Source organism: Streptomyces sp. NBC_01723 (genome assembly GCF_036246005.1).
Classification (GTDB): domain Bacteria; phylum Actinomycetota; class Actinomycetes; order Streptomycetales; family Streptomycetaceae; genus Streptomyces.
Window position 1 is genome coordinate 265,426 of sequence record NZ_CP109171.1, and the last position, 23,040, is coordinate 288,465.

Genomic DNA, 23,040 nt, shown 5'->3' on the forward strand with positions numbered 1-23,040 from the left:
CGACAGGGTTCGACTCTCCCTTGAATTATCGCCTCTGACGCCCGTACCGGCAACTCTAGTTGGCGTCCATGCGACTCGCTAATTCGCCGTCATCAAAGTTCGGGGAAGGTGCCGTTGGGGGTGAATTCAACTTTACGGATGCGCACGCGGAGTGCTCCGGTGCCCGGCGGCGGGTGCTTCTCCATTCACTGCCACGGTTCCGTGGGCCGTACCGTGTCGTACGCCAGACCGCTCGCGCTCTCCCCCGTGCCGGGGGTCTTCTCCCTGCGTACCCAGCTGTGCCAGGAGCCGTCGGACCAGCGCGCCAGGACCGGGCGGCGGGTGACCAGGACTCCCTCGCGTGGTACCTCCTCCTCGTGCAGCCACAGTCCGGGGGTGATGAGACGGCCCTCGGGGCGTGAGTCGAGGCCGGGACCGGTGAGGGTGGCCAGGCGGAACCGGATCTGACCGGCCCGCACCGGTTCGGGAACCAGGGGGAACCAGTAGTCCGGGACGACGGACTGGACCGCGTACGCGGGCAGATCCCCGGCCACAGCGGGTTCGGGTGCCGCCGTTCGGGCCCAGCGGTCGCGGCGGTCGACCGGCTCGCCGCGACCGTCGGTGTACTGGTGCTGCACCGCCCAGGCGAGATTGGCCAGTTCGTCGCGGGTGAGGAGGACCCGCTCGAGCGGCTGTCCCGGCTGGCCGCGTTCGGAGGGCAGCATGAGCAGCCCGGACGCGGCGGGGTGGTCCGGGTCGGGGCTGTTCAGGGTGAACATCGTCCAGGACGGGTCGTCGCGCCCCGCCCGCTCCACCAGATGGTGACGGCCGAAGACGTCCCGCACGAGGAGCCGGTCCAGGACGGTCAGCGAGGCCGCCGGCACCTCCAGCGGCACCAGGAACCAGTCGTTGCCGAAGACCGTGGCGAAGGAGATCAGCAGCAGCCGCCCGGTGTCCAGCGTGGACACGTCCGCCGCGCTGAGGTCGACGCGCGCGTCCTCCATCTCCCAGAAGCGGTCGGCCGGCAACCCGCCGTAGCGAACCGTCGACGGCAGGCTTTCCTCAGCGAACGTCCGGCTCTGCCCCGCCGGTACCGCCACGGCGTCCGGGTCGGGGTGGACGTCGAGGGAGTACCAGTCCAGTCCGTCGCCCTGGTACTCCTCGGCCCGCAGGACCGTGCCGCCGACGGACAGTTCGGCGGCGTACTCGCCGCGGTGCGGGTCGAAGCAGTCCGGGCCGTGTTCGGCCAGTTGGGCGGCCCACCAGCTCCGCCAGCGGGCGGCCACCTCGCCGAGCCGCGGTTCGGGTCCGGCGTCGAAGGTGCCCGCGTCCAGCGCGGCCGCCACCGATGCCGCGTCGGGCAGTCCTCCGTCGAGGAGACCGCTCAGGCCGGCGTCCGGCTCCCCCGGCCGCAGCCGGTGCGGGGCCAGGACCGTCAGCGCTGCGGCAAGCAGTCCGGCGTCGTCGCACATGCGCAGCAGCGCGGCCCCGCCCTCGGCGCGCATCCGTTCGTCGACCTGGACCCGCTCGTCCTCGATCCGGGTGTCGAGCGGGCCCTGGCCGAGGTCGTAGGGCACCCAGTCGGTGGCCCCGCCGGGGCGCCAGGCCTCGATGGGCGCGCTGCTGCCGCTCATCCGCACCACGGCCGGGGATCCGGCGTCCTGAGCGGTGAACTCCCCGAACTGCCATTGCCGGGTCAGTAGCCACAGCGGATCGTGCACCCGGGCGGCGAGGCCCGCGTCGACGTCGGTGGCCCGGTGACGCGGCTCCAATTGGAACGGGCCATGCGGGTCGGTGTCGTTCCGCTTCGTCTCGATCCGGGCCAGGGCCCGCCCTGTCGCACTCTCCTGGGCGATGCGGATGCCGGGCAGGAGCGAACTCAGCCGTCTCAGATCCTGATGGTCGACGGCGCGCAGCTTGGCCAGCTCCAGGGTCTCCAGGAGCACCTGCGCCAGTCCGTCGGAGGTCCAGCCTCGGTCCATGTCCGGCGGGACCGCGAGGAGCAGGCTGTGCGGGGCCTTGGCGTCCGGGCGGTCATAGTGGAAGGCGACGCCCGTCAGTTCGGTCTCCGGCGCGGGGCCGGGTCCCGGGGGCGGCTGGTCGGAGCCGGGGAGGAGTTCGATCCACTCGTCCAGGACGACCCCGGTGACGTTCGCGTCCGGTGCGAGGTCGGCCGGTGCGTGCCACACCAGGTGGCTTGTGGCGGGCGGGCGCTGCCCGGCGGGGAAGGAGCCGCCGATCCAGATGTCGCCCTCGGCCGTCGGATGCTGGGCCGCACGCAGCCGTTCCACCCGCCCGCCCCGGTTTCCGGCCAACAGCAGCGTCTCGTGCAGGGTGCGCACCATGGGCCGTACGGCAGCGTTGCGCCGCAGCCAGTCCTCGATGTCGGCGCCGGGCAGATTGGCGCGCCCGCCCGGGGCGCTGAGCGTGGGAAGCAGCGGGAGGTCCACGCCGAGCACCGGGGCCAGCGCGGTGCGGGCCCGTGCGAGCCAGGTTTCGGCCGACTCCGGTGGGACGTTCTGGGCCGCCAGTTCGCGGATCTCGGCCTGCGCGGGGTGTCCGGCGAGCACCGGGGTCTCGGCGAAGGCGGCGAGACGGGAGCGCACTCCCGCAGTGTGGGCCGAGCGGCCTGCGGCGCCGTCGGACAGGTGTGCCTGGAGCAGCGGTTGTGCGCTGGTCAGCAGGGTACGGATCCGGGCCGCCCGGCCGTGCAGGCCGTTCCATCCCGGTCCGGTGAACACGACGGGTGTCTCGGGCGGGACGCCCCGCGCGCCCTGAACCGCCCGGCGCAGCGCGGCCGGTTCGGCGGCGGCAGCGTCCAGTACGGCGCTCAGGGCGCCCAATCCCAATTGGCCGGCGCTGAGTTCGAACGTGCGCGGTTCCGCCTGCCCGTCGCCGAGCGTGCCGGCGAGGGTCCAGCCGGTGGCCGGGCCGAGGAGATGGGCGACCCAAGCCTCCAGCGCGGGCTGCAGCTCGGCGAGTGGATCGGTGGGCCAGCCGGTCGGGGCGGTCGGTTCCGCCGGGAGCAGCGCCGCGGTGCGGTGGGTCAGGGCGCGGGCCCGGTGCGGGGTGCGCAGGACGCGGAAGGTGTCCGGCACGTCCTCGCCGCGGCCCAGGGTGTCGGCGGCCAGGCCCGCGCGGATGGGGTTGCCTCCCACCAGTTGGTGGACGCTCTCGGCCAGGACGAGATCGCCCACGGCGTCGAGGGCGTCGGCGAGGTCGTCCAGCAGCGGTGTCACCGCGGCCCGGTCGTTGTCCGAGCCGACCACCGGTGCCTGGTCGATGACGCTGGCCAGGTCGGGTGCGCCCGCCCCGGCCCGGGCGAGGGCCATGCCGTCGACGACGTTGCGCGCGGAGACCGCCTCCGCGCTGCGCGCCCACAGGTCCGCGTCGGGTTCTTCGGCGGGGGTCTCGGGGACGACGGGCAGGGGGAACTGGCGTCGGAACCGTTCGACGAGGTGGTCCAGTCCGGCGTCGTGCAGGGCCCGTTCGAACCGGTAGCCGAGCAGCGAGCCCAGGTTCTGCCCCTGCCGTACACCGCCGAGCAGCCAGCGGGCGACGCGGGCGCGGCGGGAGGTGAGGTTGACCGCGTAGCTCTGCTCGTCGGGGTTGCCGAGGAAACCGGACCGCAGAACGGCCGCCGTGGCCGCGTGGTGCAGCGAGGGCGCGTGGATGTAGCCGTCCTTCCCGGACAGCTCCACGGTGGTGGCCACGTCGTCCAGGTCGATCTCCACTTGTTCTCTCGGCACCGGCGGGCGCAGGTCCTCCACCCATCCGTAGCAGCCGAACCGAACGCCCTCGGTCCCGGACGCCCGGAGTTCGGCGAGGCGCTTCGACGCCAGTGAGGTGATCCAGGCGTCAAGGCGGTGCGAGTGGACGTCGACGACCTCCAGCAGCAGTTCAGGCAGCCGGGTCACCGGTACGGCGGCCAGGGTGCGCAGCGCCTGCTCCAGCCGGGGCAGCGCGGCAGCGGCCGGGGTGGCGGCGGCGACGCGTGCCGCGCGCTCGCCCTCGTCCAGACCTTCCAGGACGTCCGCCACGAGCTGATCCACATCGCCGACCACGGCCAGAGCCTGACGCAGGGGGTCTCCGGCGGGGTCGAAATCGCCCAGGAAGGTGGACCAGTTGGGAAGGAAGAGCAGCGCGTCGAGCACTCCGCTCATGTCCCGTTCGGAATCGGGGACTTCCTCGGTTCCTTCCTCGTCCTCGACGCCCCCGGCCGGTTCCTCGCCCTCCGTGGGCGACGGCTCCTCCTCCAGGCCCGGAAGATCGAAGAACGTACTGCGCCTGGGAGGGGTCTCCCGCCCCGTGGACAGCTCCACGGGCCACTCCGCGTCATACGCTGTGGCCTCCAGGTCCCCCTCCAGAAAGGCCCGTACCGCCCCCAGGAAGTCCGCGGTCGCCGTCGCCCGGGCCGGAAACGCTTCGGAATCCGGGGTCAGCCGGGTGACGAACTCCGGGACGCCGGTCGCCTCGTCCAGGCTCCAGCCGAGCGAGGTCCAGCCGTCGCTGGTCGTCGTCCAGCGGGCCAGCCCGTCGGGCGGCAGCCCTGGCACGCCGAGCGTCGCCGGGGGCGCGTCGAGGGGGGTTCGCGATACGGCGCGTTCCGGTCCGCTCATCCGGATCATGCCCAGGCCGGTGGCCACGGGCAGTCGTTGCAGGGCGTCCACCGCGACCCGGTCCACGGGTTTGCCAGGTTCGACGCGCGGGATGGTCAGTTCCTCGTCGCCGTTGTCCTGGGCCACGCGCTCGTCCAGTACCGCCCGCCAGCGTTGCCGCAGCCGCATGAGCCAGGGCGCGATCACTCCGTCGACGTCGTCGGAGCGCTCAGCGCGCCAGTCGTCCAGCGCGGTCACGGGCAGGACGCCGTACGGCTGGCGGCCGACGCGCAGCATCGGCAGCGGTCCGCGACCGCGGACGTGCTCGGCGAGGTGCTCACGGACCGCCCGCCAGGGCCCCTCTTGGGAGACCCCGCTGGGCTGCTTGGTGCCCAGGTCGATGGTGGTCAGCGCGGCCTCGGCGAAGCCCTTGCCGAGCGTGGGCCAGGTCAGCAGGGTCAGCGCGGCGACAGCCGACGGGGCGGCGTCATCGGCGCCGGGGCAGTCACGCAGGAATCCGGCGTCCGGCAGGCCGAGCGCGGTCGCGAGCGTGTCGGCGACCGGCCGCTGCGCCGCCTCCCCGTCGGGATCCGGGCCGGGGTAGGCGGGGGCGGAGGACCAACCCGAGCGGGAGCGTGGGGTGTTGTTGGTGGCGGTGCCGGAGGTCAGCAGGCCGAGCCCGCCGCCGTACCGGTGTCCGTGCAGCAGGTCGCGCAGCCGGGCCGCGCCGTCCACGGGTGCGTCGTCGCGGACGCCGACCACCAGCAGCTGGTCCAGGTTCTCGGTGTTCTCGGGCGGAACGATCAGCTCGATGCCCATGCCGGCCTTGACCGCTTCGAACCATTCGGTTTCCCAGCCCTCCTCCTCGGAGCGCAGCAGACCGATCGGCAGCGGGTCCGGTACGGGGCGGCCCAGCTTGTCGACCACCACTTGCCCCTCGAACAGTCCGAGGAAACGCCAGCGCTTCGGCATCGACACCCCGTGCGGACGGTGTTCCCGGGGATCGTCGGAACGCGTCGCGGGTGCCGGGGCGCCAGGGCGGCAGGCGCGGACCGCCCAGGAGGCGCGGGCCGGGCGCAGCTTCGTGAGCACCTTCTGCCAGGCCTCGGGGCCAGGATTCTGCCAGTAGGCGGTACCGGCGGCGGTCTCGGCGGGGGTGAGTCCGGGCTCGAAGCCGGACAGCAGGATGTCGTCCGGGTAGATCCGCACGCGCAGGGTCTTCGGCTCCCACCAGATGGTCTCGACCCGCACCGGCAGCAGCGCGACGGGCGCCGTGTTGTCGTCGGGGAACAGCGCCTCGCCCTCCGCCACGGCCCGGGTCAGCTCCTCCTGTGCTCCGACGACCAGGCGGTTCGTCTCCTCGGCCCTGCTGAGAAGCTCCGGCAGGGCCGCCTCGGCAGCGGCCAGCGCTTCGGCGGCGGTGGGCGGGAAGGGAGGGTCCGGCAGGCCGGCCTGGGTGTGCGCCCGCAGGCGCCGCACCACTGCCTCCTGCTCGTCGGCGAGGGCCTGCGCGGTGTCCGCTTCGGTCCGTGCCCGGTCCAGTTGTGCGCGGGCGGCGAAGGCGTCGTTCATATCCCCACTGCTCCTGTTCCAGGCACGGTCAGCCGCCCAGCAGCGTGGTGGCCCGGAAGGCCAGTTGGAACGGCTGTTGGAAGGCGATCCGGGCCATGTCGGCCGCGTCCCGGGCCCACACCGGCGGGTCGGGCTGGGTGAGCTTGGTCGGTGTGCCGGGCGCATCAACGAGCTGGACGCATCGGGTGGGCTCCACGCCGACGCCCTGCCAGGTGAGGTTGGCCCAGGTCTCGATTTGGGCGGGCTGAGAGCCGGTGTCGAATCCGAACTGGGTGCCGCGCATGGGTTCGCGGAACACGAAGAACCAGTCCTCGGTGCGGGCCCGCTCCTCGTCGAGGTCCGCGAACAGGTACAGGACGGTCGACTCGTCCAGCGCGAGCGAGGTGGCAGGTACGCCGTCGAAGGCGGGCGGCAGCTCGCCGTCCACTCCGCGTACGGCGTGCAGGGCGGTGCCCGGGAAGCGGCGCAGCAGGTCCCCGCGCACAAGCATGGCCAGGTCGCCCGCGCCGCCGGTGCGCAGCTGACTGCCCAGTGGGGCGTCGAGCGGCCACAACGCGATCTCCTCGACGTCGGCGTTGTCGCCGGGCCAGAACCGGGCGAAGGGGGTGCCGCGCTGGTCGGTGGGGAACTCCCGCCAGAGCAGTTCGCGGTTGAACTCGTGGTTGAGTCCGACGAGCAGCGCGGCAATGAACTGGGGGTTGGTCTCCAGCAGGGTCACCGATTCGTGCGGCATCGCGCCGATGCCGGGCAGTGCCCACTCCGGCCAGCGAGCCAGCAGTTCCTCGGCGATCGGCACGGTGAACTTCGGGTGGGCCATGATCGGCCGTAGCGGGCGATCGTCGTCCTCGGTGCGCTGTGCCCAGATGTCGGCGGGGATACGGTCGGCCAGCCGCAGCAGTTGCAGTCCGACTGGGGGCATCCCGGCGCGCAGTTCGCTGTGCAGGACGGCCTCCGGATCACCGTCGTCGACCATGGCCATGCCCTTGAGCTTCCCCTGCAGGAACGACCCGGCCTGTGGCGTCTCGCCGCCTTCTTCGGCTGTGATGCGCTGGGCGCGGCGGGCCAGGGCGCCATTGGCGCGGGTCAGTCGGGCGAAGGAGGTGCCGGCCACCGCGGCCGGCAGGTCCGGTGCCGTGGCGAGCAGGGTGGCCAGGGTGGTCGGCTCCGCGTCCGGTTGCGTGGCGGACACGGGCACCCGCCCGCTCAGCGGCGCCATGACGGTGACCAGACCGGCCGCGTCGAGTGGGTCGAGGTGCTTGCGCTGGGCCCGCTCGGCGGCGACGGCCGCCAGCTCGCCTGCCGCCAGCAGTCGGTTGGCCTGGCGGATCTCGCCGACCTGCTCCCAGGCCCGGGCCATCAGGAACTCCTGCTCCAGCTGCACATAGCGGCAGCCGAGTGCGGCGGCGACCCGTCTGCGGACTTCGACGTTGAGGGTGCTCAGCCAGGTGTCCGGCTCGGTGGGCACGGTCTGCTCGCCGGTGTGGTGACTGCCGTAGAGCGGCGGAGCGACGGCGACGACCTCCCGGTCCTCGGCGGGTTCCCCGTCCGGCACCGGCTCGCCCCGGAGCCGGGCCGGTGCGTCCACCCGCTCGCGGATCAGGGCCCGGAACCGGTCCTGGGCCGCAAGGTCGGACCAGGTCTCGAGCGGCGTCGGGCCAGGTGGCCGCAGGGCCCCGTCCATGGCGGCGGTGGCCGGGCCGACGGGTTCCTCGGCAGGCCAGGGGCGGCCGACGTCGATGGTCCGGGTGCCGAGTCCCGACTCGGCGGCGGGCCGGAAGCGCAGCCGGCGGGCGAGTTCCTCGAAGGTGCCCGCCTTCCCGGTACGGAAGGTCCACCAGTGGTAGACGGGGAGGTCGACGGTGTCGCGACCGGGGACCGGCCAGGCGTCCGTGGTGGCCGCCGCCCCTGCCCCAGCGTTCAGGCCCGCGTCACGCCCTGCGGCGGTGGCGGGCACGACGGCGGCGATCCAGCCGCGGTCGGGGGCCAGCCGGCGCGGGCACAGCAGCCGTCCCACGACACCGGCCGAGTGATTCCGCGCGCCCTGTTCGACGAGGCGCCGTGCGCTGTCGAGGTCGGTGACGTCGTCGGGCAGCCGTGCCTCCACATGGGCCCAGGCCCACCGTTCGGCCAGTGGGGGCAGCGCGGCGACCGGCGCGGTGAGGATCGGCAGTGGGTGCCCGGGGCGGGGAGGGGCGGCCTCGTCCTCGGCCAGCACGATCAGTGCGATCCAGGGCTGCGGGGTGGGTCCGCCGTCAGTGGTCACCTTGCCCGGGGAGAGCAGCCAGGGCAGGTCGGCGTGCGCCAGCTCCACGCTCGCCAGCACGTTCTCCGCCGCGTCGGGTGTGCCGGATGGCGGTTCCTCACGCAGCACCATCGAGCGGTCGAAGCCGAGCACGTCACCCGGCCCCACCAGCGACAGGGTCGGTCCCTTCAGCTCGTCCGGTTCCTCGCGGCGGCCGTCGATGTCCCGGAAGAACCGCACCCCCGTGTGCAGTGCCTGGCCGTCGGCCGAGGCGGCGGTGCCGACCCGCGCGGAAGAGAAGAACCAACGCGTGCTCATACGACGCTCCCGAGGGGTCGGCGGAGAGTGCGGGACGTGTTCACCGGCCCACCTCCCAGCTCTCCATGATCCTCAACGACTCCTGGGGCTGGTCGAGTTGGCCGCTCATCGCCTGCCAGGCGTCAGCGGTGGCGTCGACCATGGTGACGTCATCCAGCAGCGGCCGGAGCGAATCGGCGGCGGTCACGGTCAGTGTGGCGGGGCGCACCTTGATCACCGCTTCCGGTGTACGCCACCGTTCCAGCCGTTCGGCCGCGCTGACACGAACGGCCGCCTCCCGGCGGAACAGCCCCGGCCAGAGAGAGAACTGCTTCTTGGGCAGCGGAGGTTCGTAGCCCGTCTCGTAGCCGTCGTCCACGCGGTGGCCGGCGCCGAGCACGATGCCGTCGGTGCCGGCCCGCAGTCCGCCCGCGCGGGTGACGAAGGCGGGCTCGGTGAGTTGCGCGTCCTCGGTGAGTTCGAAGAGCTCGCCGGGCACGAATTGCTCGGGCAGCGAGGGGAGTCCGCTGGCGGGCCTGGTGGTGCCGAGGGTGATCTCCTTGATCGTCCAGGTCTGCGTCGGCACGGGCCGCCGCTCGAACCGGGAGATCGGCACGCCCAGGGGCACCACGCGCTGGGTGAAGCGCAGGGTGGCGTCGGGATGCACGAGCGTTCCCTGGTTGAGCTTGTCGTCGGCGGCTTTGGTGAACACCAGCGCGGTCCGTTCGGCGGCCGGCCTCTCCGCCGCCCACGCCTTCGACCGGGCGAGTTCGGGTGTCAGAGCCTCGATCGGATCGCGTCCGGCCTTCTGCGCGACGGCGGGCGGCGAGCCCCAGCGGATGTCGAAGTCCAGCTCGACGTCCCAGAACAGAACCGAGATGCTGCCAGTGCCGAAAGCGTGCCAGGGCGCGGGCCCCTCCAGCGTGAAGTCCAGGGCGATCCCGGCCAGTCGGCGCCCGAAGGCGCGGACTGCCACTCCGGCGCGTACATGTACGGAGAACGCGAACACCGGGTCGAAGACGAACAGAGCGTCCAGTCCCAGCCAGCCGGTCACCCCGCAGCCGGCGATCGTGGCGTTCAGCTGGACCTGGCCGCCGAACATCACCGCGTTGGAGGTGACGGCGAAGTAGGCCTCCATGCGCAGTCCCCACCCCTGGCCCGGGGCCAGGTCCACTTGGAGCCGGTCCAGCGCGGGGACCCTGGCGGGGCGGGTGTAACGGGGGTGGAAGCCGCCGGCTGACATGACGAACTCCGGCTGCCGGCCGCCGCGTACGAGCAGATACAGCTCGCCGCGCACGGCGAGCCCGACGATCCACGACCCGGACAGCGACACCAGCAGTTCGAAGAGTGGGACGGACGGTTCGATCCGGCCGAGCACACTGGCTTGGAGGCGGATGAGCGGCACGGTCGGGTCGGGCAGCCCGACCAGCAGCCGTCCCAGAAGGAGTGCGCGCGCCGGCGCGGGCAGTTCGAGGATCACCGCTCCGGACAGCGACACCATGCGGCCGCCCCAGTTGAGCCGGATCATCGGCCCGACCAGAATGCGCCCTGCCGCCACCGGGAACGCCGATCCGAGCGATCCGATGATCTCCTGGGCGCGTTCCACCGCGCGGTCGGGGAACAGCACGTGGTCGGCGTTCCCGTCGCCGACGAGCTGCTGGAGCGCGGTGACGTCCGCGCGTCGGTTCACCGCGACCAGTCCCCCGACCGCGTCCAGTGCGAAGCCCAGGCCGAGTTGGATGCCGGGGGTCGGGAACTGTGCGGCGAGCAGCGCCAGGAAGCTGGTGGGGGCCTTGCCGTCCGGCGGGCGGAACAGAGCGACCGCCTGGACGCGCAGCACGCCGAGGTCGACGGAGATCAGGCCGCCGTAACCCTGGTCGGGGGTGCGCCGGACCAGGCCGCCGCCGGAGATGGGCGGCACCTTCAGCTCGGCTCCGATGCCGTCCGGGAACAGCTCACGCAGCCTGCTCGGGTCGAGGCCGGGACGGTTGGCCGGGGCGAACGTGACCGGCAGCTCGATCCCGGCGCGGTCGAGGTGGACCCTCAGGGGCAGGCCCGGCAGTCCCGCGCTGGCCGACACGGACAGGGCCAACCGCGGCTCGCCTCCGTCGGAGGTCAGCTCCAGGGCGGCGCCACGGCTGGACACGCCGGGGCCGTTCAGCCGGAGCGGGAGGGGAACGTTGAGGCCGCCGGTGCCGGCGAAGCGCAGGCCGTCGGCCCGGTCGGCGCGCAGGACGACGGGCGCGGGAGGTCCCGACATCGGGCTCGCGCCGCCGATGCCGAGGAGCCGGGCCAGCGCGGCCGGCAGCACGGAGGCGGTGAACCCCTGCAACTCCAGCTCGAGGGCGGCGGGGGTGCCCGGCTCCGAGGTGACGGTCAGTCCGATGCCGTCGACGCTCATACCGGGCCCGTCGGTCATTCCGGCGGTGAGCTTCCCGGTGCGGCGCAGGCGGATCGCGGCGCTTCCGCCGGGCGGTGCGGGCGGCAGGCCCGGCCCGAAGGCGGCGTCCCAGCCCTGTGCGGCGGTGACGGTCGCCTCCGCGCTCCAGGGCCCATGGACGGTCTGGGGCAGGGTCAGGGCCGCTCCTGGAGTCACCACGACGTCGAACACGGGTCCGTCCGGGGTCACCCCGAGAACGGCACGCCCGCCGGCGGCTGCGGCAGGGTCGTCGAGCACCAGGGCGACGCCGAGGGGCGCGCCGGGGGCCCGTCGCCAGCCGTGCAGTCGCACCGGCGAGGCGGCGTCCAGGTCGCCGAGTGTCTCCCTCAGGAGTCCCACCAGCGAGTTGCCCGGCGGCAGCTTGTCGTGCACGGCGAGCAGACGGCCGGCGAACACGGTGCCCGCGGCCGAGGGGTCCTCGCCGAGCTGGGGCAGGGAGCCGACCAGGCCGTCGACGGCGTCCTCGGCCAGCGCGCGCAGTTGGTCGGCGACCTGCTGGAGGAGTGCGTGCGGGTCCATGGTGGCTCACCCCTGGTTGGCTTCGCCGTTGTCGATCACGAGGGCGCCGTTCATGGTGCCGACGCCGAGCCAGCGACCGTTCGGACTGAACCGCAGCGCCAGCACCTCCTCCGTGGGCACGGTGTACAGCTCCTTGCCCTCGATGTTGAACAGCCGTACGACGTTGTCGATGGAGGCGCTGGCCGCATGCTTGCCGTTGGGGCTGAACGCGACGTGCGTGACGGCTCCGAAGCTCTGGTCCTCCGGAGAGCCTGGGTCCAGTTTGGGCGCCCGGCCGCGCTCGATGCCCGTTTCGGCGTCCAGGACCCGGGCGAACCCGTCGGCGCCGCCGACCACGGTCCACTTGCCCTTCGGGTCGAATGCGAGGCAGCTCGGGGAGGTGACCTTCTCGTCGGGCTCCTCCGGGGTGGGCCAGACCTGCTTCCCGGTCTCCGCCTCGAACATGCGGGTGGTGTCGTCCGCCCCGCAGCAGAGCACGTGCAGCCCGTCCGGGCTGAACGCGACGGTGAGGACGGCGTCCTGCGGAGTCAGCCGTCCCAGTTCCTTGCCGGTCGCCAGATCGTGCACCCGCGCGGACCCGGCGTGCCGATGGTTTCCACCGTGGCGTTCGTCGACGGCCAGCGCGATCCGGCTGCCGTCCCGGCTGAGGTCCACATCGGCGATCAGCGGCGGGTCCACGGTGATGCGCCGCGTGGTCTCCCCGGAGGCCTGGTCGAGTACGGCGACCAGGGTGTCGGTGGCGGCGATCAGCTGTCCGTCCGGGGCGAACCGAACGGAGTTCACCGAGGTGCCGGGGGCGAGTGGGCCCTGCCACAGGGCCGTGCCGGTGGTGCTCTCCCGCAGGAGCACCTGCTCGAAGTCGGCCACGGCGATCCGGGTTCCGTCCGGGCTGAAGGCGATGCCCGTCACGGATCCGTCGGTGGTCACCTCCAGTGGCGGTGCCCCGATGCCGATCGAGCGCACCCGCAGCCGGGTGTCGCTGCCGCCGCCGGCGAAGCGCTTGTTGTCCGGGCTGAAGGCGATGGCCTGGACCGAGCCGTCCTGTGGGGCGCGGAGCGCGACGGTACCGGGCTCGCTCATGACCGGTTCCTCCTGGTGCCGAATGGTGGCTGGCGGCCGGACACGGGGGAAAACGTCGGGCTGCTGCCGCGTTTTTGAAGAAGACGCCCCCGAGCGTGTTCCCGACCGCGGCATTTCGGTGTCCGTAGTACGGCGAACACCGCATGTATCTCGAATGTGCCACTGCAGCTCACGTCCGGCTGCGTGCGCTTACTGCAATTCATCAGCTTAGTCGGAATATCCGCGCCCGCCACATCAGCCTGCGACCACGCGATTCCCGGTCGAGTCGAGTCTGGAGCACGTCCCGCGCCCGCCTGGATCACCAAGATCGGGCTTTACGGAACTCGGCGCAGCTCACCCTTTGCGTCGTCAACTGTTCACCGCTGCAGGGCTATTTCCGAACTGCGGTCCAGTCCAGCCCGCGTATCCTGGTAAGTGTGGCCTCGAGATCTCCGCGACATTGAGGAGTCGCCATGCCTATGCTGCTCATCAAGGGCTTTTACAACGTGACGGGGTCGCAGCCGGACGGGGACACGGTTCATTTCACCGCGGACGAGCCTTCCGAGTGGAGCCTTGTCGGTGGAGGGGGCGGGCGGGCTGTCGAGCACAGTTCCGTGGGACGCGCGAAACTGCGTCTGGACGCGGTCGACGCGCTCGAGACCCACTACGGTCCGAGCCGTGACCACCAGCCGCTCCGGTTCGCTCACGCCGCACGTGACGAGATGCTGGACTGGCTCGGCTTCACCGACGTCCAGCGACGACCGGACGAGAGCGTGACCGCCACCACCCCGGAGACGGTGCCCGGCTTCGTACTCACCCGTGGGGCCGATGTCCACGGCCGCTGCATAGCCCTGGCCGGACGGGGCGATCCGCCCGGCACCAGCGGCCTGGAGATCGACGTGACCGTCCCCGTGCTGCGGACGACGGTCAATCACCACCTGCTCACGGAGGGTTTGGCCTACCCGACCTTCTACCGCAGCCTGTTCACCACTCTCCGTACGGAGATGGCCGCCGTGGCCGTCGGGGCACGGGACGCCCGCCGCGGCCTGTGGGCGAGCGACGTGACCACGACCGGAGCAAAGATCACAGGTCCGGGCTCGCTCACCGACGAGGTGGTGATCCTGCCCAAACTGTTCCGGCGCACGATGGACTATCTGCGTTTGGACATCATGCCGTTGTCGTGCTTCCCTGCCTTCCTGGCAGGTGGCCGGGACCGTTTCTCCGTCCTGTCCACAGGCGAGCGGCGTGCCGGCCTCCACCATGTCGTGGAGGTCACCAACGGCCACACGGTGAGGATGACCCGTCCGCCCGAGGACCTCCTCTTCGAGGACGCCTGACAGCTGTATCGACCCGGGCACCGACCGGAGTCGGTGCTCAGGCCCCGTCGACGTCTGGTACGCCCATCAGTTGGTGAAGCACCCGGCGGTCGATGATGATGATCGGCGTGGTCAGGCGGGCGCCGAACTCGACCAGAGCAGTTTCGATGCCGAGCAGCGCGGCGGTCAGCCTGGCCCGTCCGATGATCCCGGCCCGCGCGGCGGTCTGTCTGACCAGCACCATGATCGCGCCCAACGCCCCGGTGAGCTTCTGCGCGGCCTCGCGGCCGTTGAGGGGAAGCTGACGAATGGAGGTGAGCACGGGCTGAAGGGCCGACTGCGCGGAGGGAATCAGGCGTGGTTCGATTCCTCGGGCGGTCAGCTGTGCGGACATGGCGTTCATCTGGTTGGTGACGAGGGCCTGCTGGGTGCGCCCGATCTCGGGACCGAGCCCGCCCTGCCCGAGGACGACTCCTTGCAGGCGGGCGGGATCGGTCTGCCGCAGCACGGTTGCCGCGTTGTTGGTCTGCTGGGCGATCCTCAAGTAGTCGTCCGCCAGCTTGAGGACGGGGTCGCACAGACTGCGTACGCGCAAGCCGACGGCGGGTCCGACGCCCTGCAGACGGTTCAAGGCCAACTCGACGGCGTCGCGGTTGCCCTGGATGTTCCGGGCCGTGTCCATCACGTTGGTCAGGTGGTTGAACCCGCCAGGACCGATGACACCGCCCTGGGCCTCGAACAACGCGGCCTCGTGCGAACCCTGGTAGACGCCGTGCATCACACCACGTGAGGAGTTGAAGAGCGCGAGAAGGGCCTGGGAAAGCTCCAGGATGAGTTCTTCGGTCGGATCCACAGCCTGCGCTCCTATTCCGCGGAGATCGACTGCACGAGGCCCTGCAGTTCCTTGTCGTCGAGCACGGGGTCCTCCACGACCGGCGGTTCCTCCTCGACCGGCCGGTGGGAGAGCAGCAGCGCGAACATGGTGACTGCGCGCAGCTCGTCGAGCACCCCTGCCGTCTGCTGCTCGAGCGCCCCGATCGCCTGTGCTCCGGGATCGACCCGGCCGTCGACGATCCCCGTCTCGGCGGACTGGAACCCCTCGATGGCCTCAATGGTGAGGGGCCCGACGAGGCCGTCGAGGTCCAGCGCCGTCTGGCCTTGTTCGGCGCGGAAGACATTGAGCAGCGCCTGAACGTACTGCACCTCCCGTCGCAGATTCGTGCCGTCGCGGCCGACCGACTGGCTGATGGGCATGAGGTGATCTCCGAACGGCTCGACTGGTTGTCCGTAGGCGCAGGATGGCAGCCGTTCTCCGCGCGCCCGGGTTCGCGCCCCCGGGCCGGGCGCCCGGATTCCCCCGGCCGGAGCACACCGCTGCTCGACGGGTCAATTCCGACGGCCGTCATCACGCCGGTGGTGATCACGGCGGTTGTGGTCATCATGGCGTCGGTGATCCCCGCTCAAGTGAACGGTGTCGCAGTACACCACCGGCCCCGGTGTGGTCGGCGGGGTGGCCGCGTCGGGTGGTATGCCGTCGGTCTCCATGACCAGTAGACGCAGTCGGTCCCGTCGAGCGCCTGGGGGCAGATGGACCTGGCCGACGTAGGACGGGGTCCTTGTGGAGACCGCATCGATCGAGGTCAGCGTCACGGTCGTGTCGTCAAGCGTCACCCACGCCAAGTCCTCGTCGGCGACGGCGTCCCGTCGGCGTTGCACTGTGGCCGTGATCCGGGGCGGCGGGGAGTCGCTCGGGTCGTACGACGGACCGGTGACACTGACGGTCGGCACCTCGTCCAGCTTCACCCGCAGTTCACGGTCGGGCAGGGTCCGTACCAGATCGGTGACCACGACCGGTGAGATCTCGACTCCGGGTATCGAGTTCGGTTGGAAGCGCACGAGTGCCAGCCGTATGAACGGCAGACAGGCGTCGCCGGTGTCCAGCTCCAGGTCGCAGAACCAACGGTTCCCCATCGGGTCGAACTGCGGGGCGAAGCCCAGGACGGTGACGGTGGGCGACCCGGTGGGCACCGGGGTGAGCCCTTCGGCCTGCCGCACCGCGTTGGTGAACGTCGACACGGTCGGTGCGACGACCTCTGCGGAGCGGTGGACGGGGTCGCGGCCCATCAGCGTCACCCCCGGGGCGTCCGTGACGGATGTGCCGGCGCCCGTTGCCTCCCCGAGTACCACGCCGAGGAGTTCGCCGTCCCCGGAGGAGAACCAGGGACGCTGAAGGAACACCCGGATGCCGCCGCCACGGCGACGTCGGACGATGGTACCGGGTGGGCCTTCGACGGTCTCGAGAGACAGCGTGGGTACGCAGTACAGCGGCCTGGGTGCGGTGGGCCTGGCGCTGCTGGGTACCGAGTGTTCGACGGCCGTGCCTTCCACGGTCAGCGCGTTCGCGTCGTGCTCGGCGAGCCGGGTCGGGAAGTAGTCGCCGAACCTGGTCCCGGCCACCGGGTGATAGTGCACCCTGCGGTGCTTGGTGTCGCCGAAGTCGTGTTTCCTCGGTTCCCGCCTGGCAGACTCCTCGGCGGTCCGGGTGCTGAAGGTCAGGGTGCCGTCCCGGAGGGTGGCCGGTTCGGGACCGGCCTCGTCGTTCAGGGGCAGCCTCGCCGTGAGGAGATCGAACACCGGCGTGGTCATCGGGCGCTCGGTTCGGCCTTCCTCTCCTTCGTCGGACACTTCCGTCCACTTCGCGACGAGTCCGATACGGTCCGTGCTGGCTTCGTCCAGCCTGATCACGCCGTCGAGGTGCTCGGCCGTGGCCTCCACGGGGCGATGCGCCGAGGGCTTCAGGTCCAGCACAGGTTGCTTCAGTGGCCGCTGTACCGCGTGCACGAGGGTGAGTTCCTGCGCGGGTGTGAACATCCAGTGGCGCCCGGCGGCGGCACGTTCCATCGCGGTGGATGCCCGCTCCCGCTCCTCCTCGTCCTGTTGTGCCGCCCTCTCCCGTTCCTCCGGCGCGGCTTCCGGTGTCAGCTGTCGAGCAGGCTGTTCCCGGCACCAGGAGGCCAGGCCCATCAGCTTCTCGTCGAATGGCATCGCGGAACACACCCGTATGGTGGCCACCCGGGCCTTGGGCAGTGAGACCGTCAGCACCCGTGACGACTCGTCGAAGTGAGGCGGGGCGTTCCCTTCCGCCAGCCTCAGCCGGAAGGAGCGGGGCCGGTGCCAGGCGCTGCCTCCCCAAGGGATCTCGAACGGCTCGCCCTCCTGCATGCCCGGCAGATCGAGCAGCAGAACACCGGTGGCCAATGGCTCGCGAAGATAGGGCAGTTCGATGTGTTCCCCTTTGTACCGGGCGGTCGCCGCAGGGTGCTCCGGGTCGGCGGCGGGCGAGTCGATCGTCTTCACTTCCACGTCCGGCTGGGCCGGATCGTTGAGCGAGCCGTTCTCCCGGGATGCCAGTTCGTAGCCGGCTTCCCTGGCGGCGCGGTCACGCGAACCGATGGCTCCGTCGAGCAGCCCGTGCCGCTCGACGCACTGCAGTGAGGCCTTCGGGGCCACCAGGTGACGTTCATCGACTCCGCTGAAGGGCGTGTGCTCCCCCGTCGTCACCAGCGGCGAGCTGTTGAGCTCGGCGGCGTACTGTTCGGCGGTCCGCGCCGGTTCCGTGTCCCGGGGGGCCTCACCCGCCGTGCCCGGAGTGCCGGCAGCGGAGTCGCAGTCGACGGTGAAGCCGCTCTTGCGGCCGAGTTCGGTGAGGGACTGACAGCCGGGGGTGCCGTCGGCGTCCCCGCCGTGGAAGCCCTGTTCGCGCTGTTCGGCGGCGTAGGCCTCTGTCGTCTGTGCGCCGAAGTGCCCAGTCGCACCTGCGGGGATGGCCTGGTTGCGGTCGATCAGGGCCTGCTGGACCAGACGTACGTCGTCGTTGGTTCTCCCGGGCTGCACGTTGGCCAGTAGGACTGTCCGCGTCCCCGTGTCGGGGGCCCCGGCGCCGGCTGGGCCTGGTGCGCTGCCCGGGGTGCTTCGGACGACCATCCGGGACACCGAGGCACCCTCGTCGAGGGGCAGCCTGGGCACCACGGCAGGAGCCGGCACCGACTCGAATCTCCGAAACACGAGTGGCCCATTCCCGGGCAGCACCCAGTCGCCGCTGCTGTCCTTGTCCACCAGCGCGTCGGCTTCCCCCGGAGTGAGGCCGTTGCCCGCCAGGTCGACGGTGCGCAGCCGTATGCGGTATCCACGACCGAACCTCAGGAGGGGCAGCGAGCCCTTCTGCACCCCGATGTCGATCTCCAGCGGAAGCCGGGTCCGTGCCTCGTTGGTGGGTTCGACGACCTCGTCGGGTGCCCCCTCCCCGATGCCAAGGACCCGGCCGGGACGGGGAGCGGAGAGGGACCAGCCTTCCCAGGTCGTGATCCGTTCAGGGATGTACAGGGCGTCGCTGCCGGCATCGGCCGGCGGGGACGCCAGGTTGACCTGGAAGAAGCCTTCGTCGGAAGCCGTGAGGAGCGGCTCATCGCCTCCTGGGGAGCGGTATTCGACCGTGCGTGCGTGCAACGAGTACCAGCGTGCCCGGGTGTCGTCCCAGACGTCCATCCGGTGACCGCGGACCAGGTCCTCGGCACAGAGATCAGGCATGGCCGGCGAGTCCGGCCGGTTCGCATCCTGGCCGTCCCCGGCCTGCCTGTTCGCCTCCAGGGCGGCGACGGCCGTGTCGTTGGTGTGGGCCGCTTGCGCGAAGTCGGCCGTGAGAACCTCCGCGCGGCCGTCTCTGACCAAGGAGATCCCCTGCGTACGGACCGGAGCCAGCCCTTTGGTCTCCGGGGCCTGCGTGGTCGGATCCGACGCGGCACCGCCGGCCTCGGCCGGATCCCGGGCGAGCTCCGCCACCTTGAGCGCGGCGCCGTCGAGGTCGGCCTGTTCGAGGGAGAAGTCTTCCTCGGGCAACGCGACCAGACCGAGCGCCGGAGAGCCCAGCGGGTCGGCCTCGAATGTCCGGGGTGCGGCGACGAACAGCTTCCGGTCGGGGGGGTAGACGTAACGCGTGCGCGGGGGCAGGTCCTGTGAGTTGGGCCCGAGTTCGGGCGCCCAGTGCGGGACCACACTCAAGAGGTGTTCACCCGCTGAGACGGGAATCCGCTCAGCCGGCAGGAGGAAGTCCAGGATCAGCCCGAGCCGTCGGAGGAGTGCCGGGTGGTCGCCGAGTGAGGTGAGCATCTGATGGAAGTCCGGCTCCAGCTTCTCCGGTGCCGGAGCCGGCGGCGCCTCTCCACCTGCGAGCGTCGGCACGCTCTGGACCTGAGCACGGTGGAAATCCTCCAGTTCGTCGAGACCTCGGCGCATCTCGGACACCTCGGAGGCGAGCCCGGGGGCCCTGCTATTCATCATCCCCTGGAGAATGGAGCGCATTTCCGGGGGCTGTTCGGGAGACTCCGTGGCCGCCAGCCGGTAGGCCGCCCGGGTCACGTCACTCACACGCTTGGCCGAGTAGGTGCGGGCCCCTTCGCCCTGCTCGGCCATGCTCTCGAAGACGTACGGGTCCAGTGGGATGTCCTCGCCGAAGAGTTTCGTCCAGAGCTCGGTATCCGGAGGCGGGCCGGACGGGCGCACCGGGCCGCTGAAGGAGGGCGAAACGCCGTCTCCCGGGCCGAACTCGAAGGTGGCGTCCTTGACCTTGTCGGGCCAGGCGAGGAAGTCGGGGAACGACCGCAGTGTGCCGCGTGCCTGGTCTTCCGGCGCATCGGGCGCCGGATCCGGGTCGGGAACCCCCAGCCGGGGAGCTACGAAGACCGAGACCTTGACCTGGGTTCCGTCTGCCGACAGTCCCGCTGGGAGCACTGTCCACAACACTCTCTGTTCGAACTTCATGATCACATCCCGGCCGGTCTACGGATCGCCGTCGAAGCTCAGGCAGTAGTCCTCCCAGTGCGTCTCCTTGTCGAAGCAGTCGACGAAGGCGGGATCGCCGGGCGCGCCTGAGAAGCTCCGCTCGAGTTCGAGGGATACGGACTTGCTGAAGAAGGCGATCTTGACGCTCACCTTGAGGGTGCCCCTCCCCCGGACCACCGACTCGTTGCCGTGCTTCTCATACATGAGCTCCAGGTAGAACTCGACGGAAACGGTGACGATGCCCAGCACGGTCAGGAAACCGCTGCAGCGCAGGTAGCCGCCCACCTTCACGTTCTTGTCCCTGACTTCGAAGCGGACGCCGGCCATGATCGTCACTCCGCCGCTCGCCACGCCCAGATTCAGCGCCGCACCCCCACCGAACTCGATGGCGCCCTCGGCTTCCCTGATTCCCTTCTCCGCGTCGACCAGCAGGGAGAAGTACCCACCGCCGCCGAACAGAGAGACGGTGACGTTGAAGGGGCGCTGCCGCTCGGAGACCGAGAAGCGGAAGGAAATGGATTTGTCGGGCTCGAAGGGGATGTTCAGTTCCATCTTCAAGGAGACGTTCGCAAGCGAGAAGACACCGACCCCGATGGCCGGAAGAGCCAGCGCGTAACCCGTGCGGATTCCGGAGGACTGGACGTCCACGTAAGCGCCGGAGCCGAAGGCGTCGGCGGGCAGGGCGCTGCGCAGCGTGTCGACGAACCGGAGATCCCCCAGGAACTTCAGTTCCAGACCGGACGCCGACACGTCCGGCTTGTTGCCCGGAATGGACTTGAACCTCAGGTCGGCGATCTCGATCCGCGCGACGTCGGCGATTTCCAGTGCGACATCGCGCAGCCGGCCCTCTATCGACGTCTTCTCCCCGGCCTCCTTCGAGACGGTCGTCCGTGCGTCCAGGGTCAGCACCGTGTCATCCACGTCCAGAAGGAACGTCTCCCCGGTCGGCCCGGGAACCGGCGGCGTCAGCCTGGTCTTCCACACGTAGCGCAATTCCTTGCCCGCCCCGCCCGCGAGGTCGCGGATGCGCAGCACGGGGGCGGGGATCGTCCCGGTAGCGTCGTCCAGCAGGGCCTGGATCTCACTGTCCCCGAGGGCCTTCAGGCGGTCGAGGTCCGGCTTGGTGACGGGCGGCACGAGTGTGCCCAGGTCGATGAAGCCAAGCAGCTTGGCGGCTCCGAAGGCCTTCCTGATGTCCGCGACGTCCGCCGCCTCGATCTCCCCGGTGGAGCCGACGCTGAACATGTCCGGCACGACGCCCGCCTGGCTGGTGATCACCTTGACCGCGGCATTGGGACGGGCGAGCCCACCGACCTTCTCCGCGGCGAAATCGAGTCCGATCGCATCGACCAGTTCGAGGTAGGCGCGTGCGGGGTGCGCCGCCATGCCACGGTCGCGATAGAAGTCGTTGAACTTGACCGGCACATATCCCGCCTTCGGGGTGAACTGCTCGAGGGCGGGGACCCGCACCTCGGCGGTGGACACGACGAGTGTGCCGGCCAGTGGGTGTTCACCTCCGGCCGTTTTCCGGGTCATGGCGAGGCCCAGCCTGCCCACCGCGTGACTGGTGCTGCCGGGGGCGTCGGCGGGTGGCTCGGCCATGGCCATCACCTGCCCGTTCAGCGGCCGGTTGAGGCGGTCCCTCTCGCTCGTCTCGCTCGGCGAGTAACGCTCCTGCAGTTCCTCCCAGTTACCGGCGTGCGAGGCGGGCACGAACACCAGCGGTGTGGTGAAGCTGACCTTGCGCCCCTCGTGATCGGTGGCGAGAACGGTGAACTGGTGATCGCTGCTTCCGTCTTGAAGCTCGATCCAGAACGCCTTGTCAGCCTGCGGCTGGCCGTTGGCACTCCTCTCGGACCAGGCGGGCTTGATCGGCGGGGTGACCCGGTCGGTGACACGCAGGGTACGGAAGGGCATTTCGCGTCCCTGATGCGCGAAGCCGGTGTTCTCCCCGTAGCGCACCTCGGGTTCACGAAGGACGATCCGGTCCTCCTGCTGCAGGTAGGCCACGATGCCGTCGTTGCTGTGGGCGACAAACAACCGTTTGAACTCCTTCACCAGGAGGGCCGGGTGCCCGGTGGTCAGGAAGCCGCGGATGACGACCCTGACGAACTGGTCGCGTCCCAGGCCGGTGATGTGGTCGTACGCCACCAGGTCGGGGCTGGTCCTGCCGATCGTTCCGAGCTGCGCGGTGGCGTCCTCCGACACGTCGTCCCAGGCGCCGTGCAGGTGGGCGGAGGCGCCCATGGGTGTCGCGATGAACTGTTCGGCACGCAAAGGTGCGCTGGGCAGCACGATGGGAGCGCCTGCGGCGTCGATCAGCTCTGCCCGACCGGTGAGCGTGACCAGGGCCTCCAGGTCCTCGTCCCTCAGAGGGACCTTCACGGCAACGGGAGCCCGGTCGTCGACCCTCCTGAGGGCCCGCAGCAGTGCGTCGCCGCCTCGTTCGCTGCTCAGCAGGGCGTGCCACAACCCGGTACGGCCGTCGGCGCTGTGGGGCTCCGTCCGGCACGTCCAGTTGACCGGTTCGTCGTAGGTGAGGAGAAGCCGGGTGGGGAACTCGAGGACGGTTCCGGGCAGCCCGGCGGGGGTGGTGCCCGGCAGAGGGACCGGCACGGTGATCGGCACCAGCCGCTCCCAGTCGAGCAGGGCTGCCAAGGACAGCTCCAGGCTGTCCACCTCGGGCGGCACCGAGAAGACCAGCTGGGACGCACCGGAGGCGAAGGCATTCATGGACGCGGGTGAGGTGGTCACGGTGTCCAGCTGCGGCGCGACCTCCTCCAGGACGTGCTGCGGTGGCAACCCGACCAGGATCATCGTCGGCTCGGCCGGCTCCCGCCGCACCAGTCGGCGACCGTCGAACCGGAGGTTCACCAGGTCGATGTCGACCACCAGCATGTCCGCCGGGCGCACGACCCGGAACGGTCCCACCGCGCCGTCGTCGCCGGGGCGACCGGGACGATCGGGACGATCATCGCCGGGATGCCCGGGGTCACCGCCGCCGGGATGGTCGGGGCGACCACCACCCCCGGGCCGGTCCGGTCGACCTCCACCCGGACGTTCAGGACGCCCCCCATCCCCAGGACGGTGGGGATGACCGCCGCCACCGGGCCGCCCGGGGCGGCCACCACTGCCGAAGCGGCCGTCTTGGCGACGTTGGCGCATCTCCTGCAGAAGTGT

At 71.0% G+C, this 23,040-nt stretch carries 10 protein-coding genes; 1 reads left to right on the forward strand and 9 read right to left on the reverse strand.

Going from position 1 to position 23,040, the window contains the following annotated elements; all coding sequences use genetic code 11:
* Positions 1-185: 185 nt before the first annotated feature.
* From OIE75_RS01230 to OIE75_RS01245, 4 genes are read right to left on the reverse strand one after another with little or no spacing between them, the layout of a single operon-like run.
* A complete protein-coding gene (locus tag OIE75_RS01230) occupies positions 186-6,149 on the reverse strand; it encodes a hypothetical protein (RefSeq protein WP_329469063.1) in 5,964 nt (1,987 codons plus the stop codon).
* A gap of 28 nt (positions 6,150-6,177) precedes the next feature.
* A complete protein-coding gene (locus tag OIE75_RS01235) occupies positions 6,178-8,709 on the reverse strand; it encodes a hypothetical protein (protein ID WP_329469064.1) in 2,532 nt (843 codons plus the stop codon).
* Positions 8,710-8,749: 40 nt separating this feature from the next.
* Positions 8,750-11,647, reverse strand: coding sequence for a DUF6603 domain-containing protein (locus OIE75_RS01240; RefSeq protein WP_329469065.1), 2,898 nt, complete (start codon positions 11,645-11,647; stop codon positions 8,750-8,752).
* Positions 11,648-11,653: 6 nt separating this feature from the next.
* Positions 11,654-12,727, reverse strand: coding sequence for a WD40 repeat domain-containing protein (locus OIE75_RS01245; RefSeq protein ID WP_329469066.1), 1,074 nt, complete (start codon positions 12,725-12,727; stop codon positions 11,654-11,656).
* A gap of 452 nt (positions 12,728-13,179) precedes the next feature.
* On the opposite strand from OIE75_RS01245, the gene OIE75_RS01250 reads away from it, so the two are divergent.
* Positions 13,180-14,043 carry a nuclease gene (locus tag OIE75_RS01250; RefSeq protein WP_329469068.1) on the forward strand — a complete coding sequence of 288 codons (864 nt, stop codon included), beginning with the start codon at positions 13,180-13,182 and terminating at the stop codon, positions 14,041-14,043.
* A gap of 37 nt (positions 14,044-14,080) precedes the next feature.
* Here OIE75_RS01250 and OIE75_RS01255 read toward each other — a convergent pair whose 3' ends face one another.
* The 5 genes from OIE75_RS01255 to OIE75_RS01275 form a co-directional block, all read right to left on the reverse strand.
* Entirely contained in the window at positions 14,081-14,875 is a 795-nt protein-coding gene (locus OIE75_RS01255; protein WP_307008886.1) for a hypothetical protein, read from the reverse strand.
* Positions 14,876-14,886: 11 nt separating this feature from the next.
* Complete coding sequence (locus tag OIE75_RS01260) at positions 14,887-15,276, reverse strand: hypothetical protein (RefSeq protein WP_329469070.1); 390 nt, start codon at positions 15,274-15,276, stop codon at positions 14,887-14,889.
* 132 nt (positions 15,277-15,408) lie between these two features.
* A complete protein-coding gene (locus OIE75_RS01265; protein WP_329469072.1) occupies positions 15,409-19,839 on the reverse strand; it encodes a peptidoglycan-binding protein in 4,431 nt (1,476 codons plus the stop codon).
* 18 nt (positions 19,840-19,857) lie between these two features.
* Complete coding sequence (locus tag OIE75_RS01270; protein WP_329469073.1) at positions 19,858-22,773, reverse strand: hypothetical protein; 2,916 nt, start codon at positions 22,771-22,773, stop codon at positions 19,858-19,860.
* Complete coding sequence (locus OIE75_RS01275) at positions 22,731-22,991, reverse strand: hypothetical protein (RefSeq protein ID WP_307008892.1); 261 nt, start codon at positions 22,989-22,991, stop codon at positions 22,731-22,733. The genes OIE75_RS01270 and OIE75_RS01275 overlap by 43 nt, the downstream gene beginning before the upstream one ends.
* Positions 22,992-23,040: the final 49 nt, after the last annotated feature.

Excerpts from the sequence above, each read along its gene's own strand:
- OIE75_RS01230 (WP_329469063.1), bottom strand. The coding sequence starts at position 6,149 with ATGAACGACGCCTTCGCCGCCCGCGCACAACTGGACCGGGCACGGACC.
- OIE75_RS01235 (WP_329469064.1), bottom strand. The coding sequence starts at position 8,709 with ATGAGCACGCGTTGGTTCTTCTCTTCCGCGCGGGTCGGCACCGCCGCC.
- OIE75_RS01240 (WP_329469065.1), bottom strand. The coding sequence starts at position 11,647 with ATGGACCCGCACGCACTCCTCCAGCAGGTCGCCGACCAACTGCGCGCG.
- OIE75_RS01245 (WP_329469066.1), bottom strand. The coding sequence starts at position 12,727 with ATGAGCGAGCCCGGTACCGTCGCGCTCCGCGCCCCACAGGACGGCTCG.
- OIE75_RS01250 (WP_329469068.1), top strand. The coding sequence starts at position 13,180 with ATGCCTATGCTGCTCATCAAGGGCTTTTACAACGTGACGGGGTCGCAG.
- OIE75_RS01260 (WP_329469070.1), bottom strand. The coding sequence starts at position 15,276 with ATGCCCATCAGCCAGTCGGTCGGCCGCGACGGCACGAATCTGCGACGG.
- OIE75_RS01265 (WP_329469072.1), bottom strand. The coding sequence starts at position 19,839 with ATGAAGTTCGAACAGAGAGTGTTGTGGACAGTGCTCCCAGCGGGACTG.